The sequence below is a fragment of the Brevundimonas diminuta ATCC 11568 genome, from assembly GCF_000204035.1.
Taxonomy (GTDB): Bacteria; Pseudomonadota; Alphaproteobacteria; order Caulobacterales; family Caulobacteraceae; genus Brevundimonas; species Brevundimonas diminuta.
This window is the reverse complement of the sequence record NZ_GL883084.1, coordinates 524,815-535,525: the sequence shown is the minus strand read 5'-3', so window position 1 is coordinate 535,525 and position 10,711 is coordinate 524,815. Positions and strand designations below refer to the sequence as shown.

The 10,711-nt window shown below is 66.3% G+C and carries 10 protein-coding genes and 1 tRNA gene; 6 read left to right on the top strand and 5 right to left on the bottom strand.

Annotated features, from left to right (window positions below; genetic code table 11):
- On the top strand, positions 1–631 hold a 631-nt coding region (locus tag BDIM_RS02650; protein ID WP_211205958.1), incomplete at its 5' end, for a NaeI family type II restriction endonuclease.
- Positions 632–634: 3 nt separating this feature from the next.
- Here the strand turns inward: BDIM_RS02650 and lepA are convergent.
- Positions 635–2,443, bottom strand: a complete 1,809-nt coding sequence (gene lepA / locus BDIM_RS02645; RefSeq protein ID WP_003164018.1) for a translation elongation factor 4 — start codon at positions 2,441–2,443, stop codon at positions 635–637.
- A 330-nt stretch (positions 2,444–2,773) separates the two neighbouring features.
- Between lepA and BDIM_RS02640 the strand changes: the two genes are divergently transcribed.
- Genes BDIM_RS02640 through BDIM_RS02625 form a run of 4 tightly spaced genes read left to right on the top strand, consistent with a single transcriptional unit; the run spans position 2,774 to position 5,338 of the window.
- Positions 2,774–3,451: a hypothetical protein gene (locus tag BDIM_RS02640; protein WP_138142034.1), complete on the top strand. Its 678-nt coding sequence runs from the start codon at positions 2,774–2,776 to the stop codon at positions 3,449–3,451.
- Positions 3,452–3,510: 59 nt separating this feature from the next.
- On the top strand, positions 3,511–3,912 hold the full coding sequence (locus BDIM_RS02635; RefSeq protein ID WP_003164016.1) for a hypothetical protein: 402 nt from the start codon (positions 3,511–3,513) through the stop codon (positions 3,910–3,912).
- Positions 3,909–4,640, top strand: a complete 732-nt coding sequence (locus BDIM_RS02630) for a C39 family peptidase (protein WP_003164015.1) — start codon at positions 3,909–3,911, stop codon at positions 4,638–4,640. The genes BDIM_RS02635 and BDIM_RS02630 overlap by 4 nt, the downstream gene beginning before the upstream one ends.
- A gap of 5 nt (positions 4,641–4,645) precedes the next feature.
- Complete coding sequence (locus tag BDIM_RS02625; RefSeq protein ID WP_143276816.1) at positions 4,646–5,338, top strand: hypothetical protein; 693 nt, start codon at positions 4,646–4,648, stop codon at positions 5,336–5,338.
- 53 nt (positions 5,339–5,391) lie between these two features.
- Here BDIM_RS02625 and BDIM_RS02620 read toward each other — a convergent pair whose 3' ends face one another.
- From BDIM_RS02620 to BDIM_RS02610, 3 genes are all read right to left on the bottom strand, one after another.
- Entirely contained in the window at positions 5,392–6,657 is a 1,266-nt protein-coding gene (locus tag BDIM_RS02620) for a transporter (protein ID WP_003164013.1), read from the bottom strand.
- A 115-nt stretch (positions 6,658–6,772) separates the two neighbouring features.
- Positions 6,773–7,528 carry a Crp/Fnr family transcriptional regulator gene (locus tag BDIM_RS02615; RefSeq protein ID WP_003164012.1) on the bottom strand — a complete coding sequence of 252 codons (756 nt, stop codon included), beginning with the start codon at positions 7,526–7,528 and terminating at the stop codon, positions 6,773–6,775.
- A gap of 242 nt (positions 7,529–7,770) precedes the next feature.
- A tRNA-Arg gene (locus tag BDIM_RS02610) sits at positions 7,771–7,847 on the bottom strand.
- Positions 7,848–7,999: 152 nt separating this feature from the next.
- Here BDIM_RS02610 and BDIM_RS02605 point away from each other — a divergent pair.
- Positions 8,000–9,778, top strand: a complete 1,779-nt coding sequence (locus BDIM_RS02605) for a gamma-glutamyltransferase family protein (protein WP_003164011.1) — start codon at positions 8,000–8,002, stop codon at positions 9,776–9,778.
- 15 nt (positions 9,779–9,793) lie between these two features.
- Here BDIM_RS02605 and BDIM_RS02600 read toward each other — a convergent pair whose 3' ends face one another.
- On the bottom strand, positions 9,794–10,642 hold the full coding sequence (locus BDIM_RS02600) for a lipid A-modifier LpxR family protein (protein WP_112999725.1): 849 nt from the start codon (positions 10,640–10,642) through the stop codon (positions 9,794–9,796).
- Positions 10,643–10,711 lie beyond the last annotated feature (69 nt).

Sequence of the window (10,711 nt, the reverse complement as noted above, 5' to 3'; positions counted from 1 at the left end):
TGCGCCTAAAGGCGTTCGTGACCTCACGCTCTTGGATCACGACGTGGATATAAAGAATACGGTCAGCCGATCATGGAGTTGGATGATCCCGCCGGAAACCTATCGCGATGAGGAGCCCGTCATCCTGCTTGCAGCCGATGAAGACGAGCGCAAATCTTGGATGGGGTTGATGGTGGCGCGCGAAGCGTACCTCGGTGCGCCTAATCGGGACGGCAAACGCGGGGTGCTTTCCTCAGCTTACGGCAACATCCTCTGGCTGGCATCGGGTGTCGCCTGGCCGCCCAATCGCTGGGCGGGTCTCGATATGAAGCGCTTTCGTGAACTTCGTCAGATAAAGATCGGGAAGCGGCGAGCCGCGATGTTCTTTCTCGAAAATGATCGACGGGTCACGCACCGGACGGTTCTTGCAGCGCTGCTCTTCGACCAAAAAGACCCGATGAAGCGACTTCGGGCGAACGGCGGCGCGCCCGATGTTCTGCGACCTTTGGGAGTTGCGCTGTTGTCAGGGCGTTATGATGCGCCACTGGCCCGAAAACTCGGTTTTCAGCTGGCGACCGACGATTTCGTCGCTGTGAAGCCCAAGTCGGACGAGGAATTGAATCTTCTTCGTAATGCCGGAGATTTGGACTGATCCTCAATCCTCGTCCATCTTCAGGGCGGCGATGAAGGCTTCCTGCGGGATCTCGACCTTGCCGAACTGACGCATGCGCTTCTTGCCGGCCTTCTGCTTCTCCAGCAGCTTCTTCTTGCGGGTGGCGTCGCCGCCGTAGCACTTGCTGGTCACGTCCTTGCGCAGGGCGCGGACGGTTTCGCGGGCGATGATCTTGCCGCCGATGGCCGCCTGGATCGGGATGGTGAACATGTGGGGCGGGATCAGCTCCTTCATCTTCTCCACCATGCCGCGGCCGCGCGTCTCGGCGCGGGCGCGGTGGACCAGCATGGACAGGGCGTCGACCGGCTCGGCGTTGACCAGGATCGACATCTTCACCAGGTCGCCGACCTTGTAGTCGGTGATCTCATAGTCGAACGAGGCGTAGCCCTTCGAGATCGACTTCAGCCGGTCGTAGAAGTCGAAGACGACCTCGTTCAGCGGCAGCTCATAGACGACCAGGGCGCGGCTGCCGACGTAGGACAGCTCGATCTGGCTGCCGCGACGATCTTGGCACAGCTTGATCACGCCGCCGAGGTATTCGTCGGGGGTCAGGATGGTGGCCTTGATCCACGGCTCGCTGATGGTCTCGATCTGCATGACGTCGGGCAGGTCGGCCGGGTTGTGCAGGTCAATCTCGGTCCCGTCGCGCAGGCCGATCTTGTAGACGACCGAGGGGGCCGTCGCGATCAGGTCCAGGTTGAACTCGCGGCTCAGCCGCTCCTGAATGATCTCCAGGTGCAGCAAGCCCAGGAAGCCGCAGCGGAAGCCGAAGCCCAGAGCCGCCGAGGATTCCATCTCATAGGTGAAGCTGGCGTCGTTGAGGCGCAGCTTGCCGATGGCGGCGCGCAGGTCTTCAAAGTCGGCGGCGTCGACCGGGAACAAGCCGCAGAAGACCACCGACTGCACGTCCTTGAAGCCCTTCAGCGCTTCGGCCGTGGGCTTCTTCTCGTCGGTGATGGTGTCGCCGACGGCGGCGTGGGCGACTTCCTTGATCTGGGCGGTGATGAAGCCGACCTCGCCGGGGCCGAGCTGCTCGACCGGGGTGTTCTTGGGCAGGAAGACGCCGACGCGGTCGACCAGGTGCGACGAGCCGGTCTGCATCATCTTCACCCGCATGCCAGCCTTCAGCACGCCGTCGAACACGCGCACCAGCAGCACCACGCCCAGGTAGGGGTCGTACCAGGCGTCGACCAGCATGGCCTTCAGCGGGGCGTTGATGTCGCCCTTGGGCGCCGGCAGACGCGCGACGATGGCCTCCAGCACGTCCTCGATGCCGATGCCCGACTTGGCCGAGCACATGACGGCCTCCGAGGCGTCGATGCCGATGACGTCCTCGATCTGGGCCCGCACCCGGTCCGGCTCGGCGGCGGGCAGGTCGATCTTGTTGAGGACCGGGACGATCTCGTGGTTGTTGTCGATCGCCTGATAGACGTTGGCCAGGGTCTGGGCCTCGACGCCCTGCGAGGCGTCCACCACCAGGATCGAGCCTTCGCACGCGGCCAGCGAACGCGACACCTCATAGGCGAAGTCGACGTGCCCCGGCGTGTCCATCAGGTTCAGGACGTAGGTCTCGCCGTCCTTGGCCTTGTAGTTCAGGCGCACGGTCTGCGCCTTGATGGTGATGCCGCGCTCCTTCTCGATGTCCATATTATCAAGAACCTGTTCCGACATTTCGCGCGCGGTCAGGCCGCCCGTGAACTGGATCAGGCGATCGGACAGGGTCGACTTGCCGTGGTCGATGTGGGCGACCACCGAAAAGTTGCGGATGCGTTCGATAGGGGGCGTCGTCATGGTTCGGCGCGCGTAGCACGGCCGGAGCGATTGCGCCACGGGAGCCGTTGAGCGGAGACTCGAACCGCTACGGCGCGCATGCCTTAAAAAAGTCACGACTTCGCCAACTTTATTCTGGGTGGTCTTTTGATCAAATGACGGGATGTCGAGCGTCCTGGCCTCAGGGCTCCACTCCATTTGATCAGATCTTCTCCCGCAAGATGGCCGGAGTGTACGAATTCTCGAGGAAAATCAGGGGTTCTCTTAAGGGGAACGACCCGTGTCATTCGACGATTTCGGCCTTCGGAGGTGGAGGAGCCTCCTTAATCACCTTTGATTGGAGGCAAGGAAATGCGTGCCAAACTAATGACGTCTGCTGCGGTCCTGGCTGGGGCTCTGGCTTTTGCGGGCATGGCTCAGGCTCAGTCCTCGAGCGGTCCGAACGGTGCGGTCGGCGGCAACACCACGGCGACCGACTCCTACAACAGCGGCGGCAACAGCACCGATACTGATGTGGACGTGGACGTTGATGACTCGTTCAACACCGACAACTCCACGGACCTGGATGTGGGCATTTCGGATTCGTTGAACGATAATTCGGACAACTCCACCAACACCAATCTGGAGCTGGGCGTCGACGACTCGTTCAATACGGACAACTCGACCAATACTGACAACTCGACCAACACCAACCTGGAGTTGGGGGTCTCTGACTCCTTCAACGACAATTCGGTGAATGACTCGGGTAACGACAACTCCACCAATATCGGCGACATCCGTGTGTCCCTGAACATGCAGGAGCTCAGCGCCAACGTCAGCAACCTGAGCTTCGACATGTCGGAAGACAATGACGGTCGGCAGAACGGCCGGATTCGCACCGGCGACATCAACCAGAGCGGCGGCGCCTTCGCAGGCTTCGCGGGCATCCAGACGGTGAGCAACAACACCGGCCTGGCTTCGGTTGGTCAGGCGGCCACGGCGATCAGCGCCAACGCCAACGTCACCTTCGGCAACGGCGGCGGTAACTAAGCCTTCGTTTCGGCGGCCGGTCCTCCGGCCGCCGAACTCCTTTTTCCTGGGAGGGAACCATGCTCAGCATTCTGTCGACCCTGGCGTTGCTGGGGGCGGCCGATCCGAATTCGGCCTCTCCGCCGACGCCCCCTCCGCCTTTCATCATTGTCGCTCCGGCTCCCGTTGACGCTTCAACCGCCGCCACAGGGCCGCGGTCGCTGGCTGTTGACGAACTGGATGCGTTGCACGGCCGTCAGGGCGCGTCGTCGGTGGTCATCGCCAGCGACCAACTGCTGCAGGCGACCAACAGCGGCAACAGCGTCAACGCCAACACCGTGACGACGGGCGGGATGCGTATCGACGCCAACGCCTTTTCCGGTTTCAACGGCATCGGCAATTTCGTCATGAACAGCGGCAACAACAACAACCTGCAAGGCGCGATCACGATCAATATCGTGACGACGGCTCCGAACCCGTGACACGCTCGTCCGCCCGGCTTCTGCTCAACCTGGGCCTGGCCGCCGTGGCGGGTTTGCCGGCCCTGTCTGCGGCTTCGGCCCAGGCCGAGATCCTGCTGAACAACGGTCCCGCCGCGGGCCGAGTGAAGGTGGTCAGCTATCGCGACCTGCCGTTCCGCACCGTGGTGCGCCAGCAGTACGACTTCAGCTGCGGCTCGGCGGCTCTGGCCACCCTTTTGCGCCATCACTACGGCCGCGATGTCGGCGAGGCTCAGGTGTTCCGCGCCATGTTCGCCGACGGGGATCAGGAGACCATCCGCCGCGTCGGCTTCTCCCTGCTGGACATGAAGCGCTACCTCGACGCGCGCGGCTATCCCGCCGACGGCTTCCGGCTCAGCCTGGACGAGCTGATCGAGATGAACGCTCCGGCCATCGTGATGATCGACACGGCCGGCTACAAACATTTCGTGGTCTTCAAGGGCGATGACGCGGGCCATGTCCTGGTCGGCGATCCGGCCCTGGGCCTGAAGATCTATTCGCGCGACCAGTTCACCGCCATGTGGAATGGAGTCGCCTTCGTCGTCCGCCAGCCGGCGGACACCTTCAACGACGCCGAGGAGTGGCGCATCTGGAACCGGTCGCGGCCGGGGCAGGCGCTTCAGCCCATGTCCTTGGCGGAACTGACGCGGGAGTTGCCGCCGCTGTATCAAGTGACGACGCGTTTCTCCCTCGATCCCTATCTGAGGTGACGACCATGAGACGCGCGCGTTCAAGCATTCTGCTCGTCATGACCTGCCTGGCGCCGGTCAGTCTGGCGGCGCCGGTCTCGGCCGAATCCGTCGCCTTCGCCGCCGAGCTTGTCGGTGACGCCTCTCTGGAGCCCTTCGCGACCCCGCCGTCGGCGGCGCCATCGCCGGTTGCTACGCCGGTCGAGGTCATGCGCGGGCCTCAGATCATGACGGACGCGGACATGTCCGAGGCGCGTGGCGGCTTCATGACGGCGGGAGGCTTCACCTTCGGTTTCGGCGTGGTGGTCCGTTCCTATGTGAACGATCAGCTGGCTCTTCAGACGCAACTGACCTGGACGCCGACCGGACCCGTAAGTCAGCAGGTTCAGCACAACGTCCCCGGCGTGGCTGATCTGGCAGGCGCTATGGCCAGCCTGGTGGCGGGCGGCATCGACCTTCGCGGATTGAGCAACACCGGCGGGGTGGCGGTGGTGGACGGCTCGGGCGCGACGGCGATCCTGCACAACATCACGACCAGCCAGTTGCAGAACCTGATCATCAACAACGCCGATAATCGCAACATCCGCCAGGACATGGAGCTGAACCTGGTCCTGCCTGACCTGGCGACGATCCAGACCAACAGTCAGATGCACAACTACGGATCGAACATCGCCCGCGACATTGACTGGGCCGGACTCAGAAGTCTGGGCGGCTTCTAGGCCGCAGCGTTCGAGTCTCTCAGGGGCCGCCGTCGGGCGGCCCCTTCTTCATGTCAGAAGACGATCGGCAGGCGCAGGATGAAGCGCATGTCCGGCGCATCCTCGGTCACGCCGAACTCGAAATTGCCGTTCAGGCTGTAGCGGTCGTTCAGCAGGTAGGACATGCCGAACTGCAGGGCGCCGACCTGAAGCGCATCGGACTTTTCGGTGATGTCGTTCAACTCGCTCGTCGTCGGCCGAATGTAGTTGTGCTTGTAGCCCAGCGAGAAGGAGAAGCGCGGGTTCAGCGAGAAGCCGAAACCGATCGACAGGCCGATGGCGTCGCCGGGATCGACCTCGCCGATGCGGATCTCGCCCTCGGTCTTGTTGATGTCGCGCGGCAGGTGGGCGAAGTAGCTCAGGCTGCCGAAAATGACCGCCGGATCGCTGGGGTACAGGAAGCTGATGCTGGGCTCGACACCCCAGAATCCCGAGCCTGTGGCCAGGCGGGTGGCGATGCCGAACTCGTCGCGATCGATGTCGAACGGTCCTTCGCCCGTGTCGCTCTTGACCCTTAGGCCGGCGATGAAGATGGGGCGTCCGCGCTCGCCGCCGTTGATCTGATAGCGCAGGGCCGCTTCGACGTCGCCGACGCCGTCGCCGCTCAGGTCGATGGTCCGCGTCACCGCTTCGTCGCGCTGCTGCACGGTGGTGATGGTGTCGTTGCGCCAGACGTAGGGCACGCGCAGCTCCGCTTCCATGCGCGGCCCGATGCCGTATTTCCCGGCCAGGGTGACGACGCCGGTGTCGCGATCCGCCTCATTGGCCTCGATCACCCCGATCTGCACGCCGGGCACGATCTCGATGCCTCGGAACACCAGGCGGTTGGCGCTGGAGCGCGTGTACTCGGTCGAGACGTCCAGGGTGAATTTGCCCGGTTGGCTCAGCACGGCGATGCCTTCGGGAATGGCGGCCAGCTGCTCGCGCCGCACCTCGGGCGCGGGCGGCGGCGGGGCTTCGCTCGGGGGCAGGGTCGGTTGGGCCGGACCGTTGGGCGCGATGGTGCTGGCGACCTGCTGGCCGGCGCGCAACTGGTTCAGGGTTCGATCTGCGAAGACCGCTCGGCCCGAGGCGTCGGTCTGCACCTGCCAGCGCGGATCGACGGACGGCGGCGCCATGGCGGCGCGTTCGTTCAACAGGGCTTCCTGCGCCTCGATACGGCGTTGCTGCTCGATGACCAGAGCTTCCAGCCGCGCGACCCGCGCCGCCAGCTCTTCGTCCTGGGCCAGGGCGGCGCCGGGGGCCAGCAGGGCCGCCATGGCGACCGAGGCGCCGATCATTCGCAGCGTGGACCCGGTCCGGCGCGGCGGTCGATGCGGTGAAAGAGGCGGGCGGGGCCGAGACGGTTGTCGGTGGGGGCTCATGACGCTCGCTCTCTCTCTTTTCGTTCGGGTTTCAGTGAAGGGCGTGGTCGTCGACGCCATAGTCGCTGGCGGCGCGCAGATGGGCCTCGTCCAGAAGGGTGACCCAGCCGCTCTGCATGGCGATCAGCCGCCCGCGCCGCATCTGGCCCAGCGTGCGGCTGACATGGACCAGGCTCAGCCCCAGGGCGTCGGCCAGGGTCTCCTGGGTCAGCGGCAGGTGCAGGCGGTCGCTGGTGCACAGCCCGGCGCGCTGCAGCCGGTCGCGCAACTCCAGCAGCAGGTGGGCCAGACGCGCCTGGGCGGATTGCCGGCCCAGCCGCACCACATGGTTCAGCAGGCAGGTTTCCTCGTATCGGCGCGACGTCGCCAGGGCGCGGCGCAGCCGATCGTGGCGCGGGTCTTGAAGCGCCAGGATCTCGCGCAGCATCAGGGCGTCGACATATTCGACCCGCGTCAGGGCGATGATGGTCGTCTCGTCCAGCGGACGCGGATCAAGGCTCAGCCCTACGGAATCTCCGGGCAGCAGGAAGCCGAAGATCTGGCGCTGACCGTCGGCCAGGATGCGTTGGCGGCACGCCCATCCGCTCAGGATCAGGCGCGGCGAGGCGGCTCGGCCGTCGGGATCGAAAGGCTGGCCCGCGGGCACGGCCTCCTGAAACACGCACAACCGTCGGATCAGGGCGCGTTCTTCATCGCTCAGTCGGGTGATGGAGGCGAGATTGCGCAGGGCGGCCAGATCGGCCGGCGCGGATACGGAACGGCGCACGCTGACCGCGCGCGTCACCATGCCCTTGCGGGCAGGCGCGACCCACCACCTCCGGCGGTCCGGCTTCCGTCCCTCTCGCACACCATCTCAGGCGTTCCTCCGGACAAGAAACGGCCACAATGCGACGGTCGTTCCTGCCAAGGCGCAGAAACGTTGATTTTATATTAACTTGGCGATGGAGGGCGTGGGTCGTGCGTCGCGCAGCCAGAGCGAACGGCGCATATTACGGCCGTTTCGCCTTACATCATCATGATAAGGAGAGATGGCGCACCCGAAGAGATTCGAACTCCTGACCCCCAGATTCGTAGTCTGGTGCTCTATCCAGCTGAGCTACGGGTGCGCACCGCCTTGCGGGCAGGGCCGGGTATCTAGCGGGTCGCTTTCGTGCTGGCAAGCAGGTTTTCTCAGAAAATCTTGAGAAAATGCGGGGTTGGCCTCGGAGGCCTGCGGGCCTAGGCATAAAGCCTCCCTGTAACGTCCCGGAGTGCTTGAGTGCGCGCCTTTTCCTTCTCCCATCTGCGCCCTGCGCGCAGGATTTCCTCTCTCGCGGCCGGGACGGCGCTTGCGGCCCTGTTGCTGACGGGATGCACGACGACGGCGGAAGGGGTTCAGGCCGAGGCGGCGCCGGTTTCGGCTGAGGCGCCTGCGGCGGCGCAGGCCTCCGTCGCCAGGGGGCCGTTCGTGTCGGCGGCCAACCCCCTGGCGGTCGAGGCGGGGATGAAGGTGCTGGCCCGAGGCGGTTCGGCCGTGGACGCGGCGGTGGCGATCCAGGCGGTGCTGGGTCTGACCGAGCCGCAGTCCTCGGGTTTGGGCGGCGGCGCCTTCATGATGTTCTATGACGCCGGAAGCGGCGCGATCACCGTCTATGACGGACGTGAGACGGCCCCCGCCTCCGCCACGCCTGAGCTCTTCTATGAGAACGGCAAGCCGCTGGCCTTTGTCGATGCGGTGTTGAGCGGACGCTCGACCGGGGCGCCGGGCGTGGTGCCCATGCTGGCCCTGGCTCAGCAGCAGCACGGCGTCCTGGCCTGGTCCGACCTGTTCGGCGACGCCGAGAAACTGGCGCAGGACGGCTTCATCGTCAGCCCGCGTCTGGCCGGCATGATCAACGGCGATGCCCCCCAGGCGAAGACGCGCTGGGCGACCGAGTATTTCACCAAGCCGGACGGCGCGCGCTATCAGGCGGGCGAGACCTTGCGCAATCCGGCCTACGCCGAGACGGTGCGCCGCATCGCGCGCGAGGGCGCGGCCGCCCTGCAGCAGGGCCCGCTGGCCGAGGCCATCGTCGAGGCGGTCAACGAAGGCCCGCGACCCGGCGCCCTGACGGCAGCCGACATCGCCGGCTATCGCCCCGTGGTGCGCGAGGCCGTGTGCGGTCCCTATAAGATCTACACCATCTGCGTGCCGCCGCCGCCGTCCAGCGGCGCCTCCATCCTGGAGCTGCTGGCCATGGCCGAGCAGACGCCGGACATCGACAAGGGGCCGGACAGCCCCGAGGCCTGGGCCGCCTTCGGCCAGCTGCAGCGGCTGATGTACGCCGACCGCGACCGCTATTTCGGCGATCCGGCCTTCGTCTCCGTGCCGGTCGCAGGCCTGCTGGACCCGGCCTATGTCGCTGAGCGGGCGGCTCTGGCGCCGGCTCTGCGCGGCGCGGCGCCCTATGGCGTGCCGGCGGGGGCGCCGAACGTCGGCGCGGACGCCACGCGCGAACCGGCGGGCACCTCGCACCTGGTCGTCGTCGATGCGAAGGGCGACGCCGTCAGCATGACCACCACGGTCGAGAGCCTGTTCGGTTCGGGCCGGATGGCGGGCGGCTTCTTCCTGAACAATCAGCTGACCGACTTCTCCATGGTGCCGACGGCGTCGGACGGCACGCCGGCGGCCAACGCCGTGGCGGCGGGCAAGCGGCCGCGCTCGTCCATGTCGCCGGCCCTGATCCTGGATCGCGAAGGACGTCTGATCGGCCTGCTGGGCTCGCCGGGCGGATCGTCCATCCTGGCCTATAACGCCAAGGCCCTGATCGGCGCCCTGGCCTGGGGGCTGCCGCTGCAACAGGCCTTCGACCTGCCGAATCTGGTGGCCAAGGGCGACGGTTTCGGCGCCGACACCGAAGGCTTCCCCGAGGCGGTGCGCGACGGCATGGCGGAGCGGGGCGTCGAGCTGCGGCCCAATACGACCGAGACTTCGGGCCTGCATGGCGGGCTGTGGCGGAACGGGCGCTGGGACGGGGCGGCCGACAGCCGCCGCGAGGGCGTGGCGCGGACGCAGTAAGGGGCGCGGGGCCGCCTAGCGCGGCGGGCGGATCGTCAGTTGGAAGGCCACCAGGCCTTCCGACACATCGGTTCTGATGCCCTGATAGCCGCGCAGGCCCTTGGCCTCGATCTCGCGATAGACGACGCCGAAGGAGCTCTGCACTGAGCCCCGGCGATAGGCCACGCCGATGGAGGCGTCGCCCAGGTAGGTTCCGGCGTCCTGGCTGACCCCGGACCGGGCGAAGTCGCCGTCGCGGGTGCGGGCGAAGTTGTAGCCGACCGCCCGCTTGGACCCGGCCGCGTACAGATACCAGCGCGGCCGCTCGCCGAAGGCCTCGTCGCCGTTGGGGGCCAGGCGGTCCAGGTTCTCGCCGATGCGCAGGGTGGCGCCCGCCTCGGCCGAGGGGCCGTCGCTGCCGACGCCGAAGCCGGCGTGGGGCGTCAGCGACACCTCCAGACCCGAGGCCGTGCGGCCCTTGGCGGCGGTCCAGCCGCGCGTATAGGTGACGTCATAGCTCTCGCCCGAGAAGGCGACGGGGTCGAGGGCGCGCGGCGGCGCGGGCGAGCCGTCGGCGCGACGCAGTTCTCCAGTCGTGGTGATCCGCAGTCGGTCGGTGAAGCCGTCGCCGGCGAACCAGGCTTCCTGACGCAGTTCGCCCTGATCGGCGCTCAGCCGGGCGACATCGTTGAACTGCACCGGGGCGCCGAAGGCGGCGTCAGGTTCGGCGGTGAAGGGCAGGCGGCTGTCCAGCCGGGCGGCGGCGTCCTCGAACCGGATGGCGTCGCCGCCGCGCGCGGCGATGGGGCCTTCCACAACGGTTTGCGGCATGGCGAAAACGGTCGTCGGGGCGACCGCCGCGATCATCCATCCTGCCCATGCCATCCGACGCATCAACGGTGCCTCCCGATCCGTTAACGCTTCCACTGTGCACGAACGCCGGGGAACCGCAAC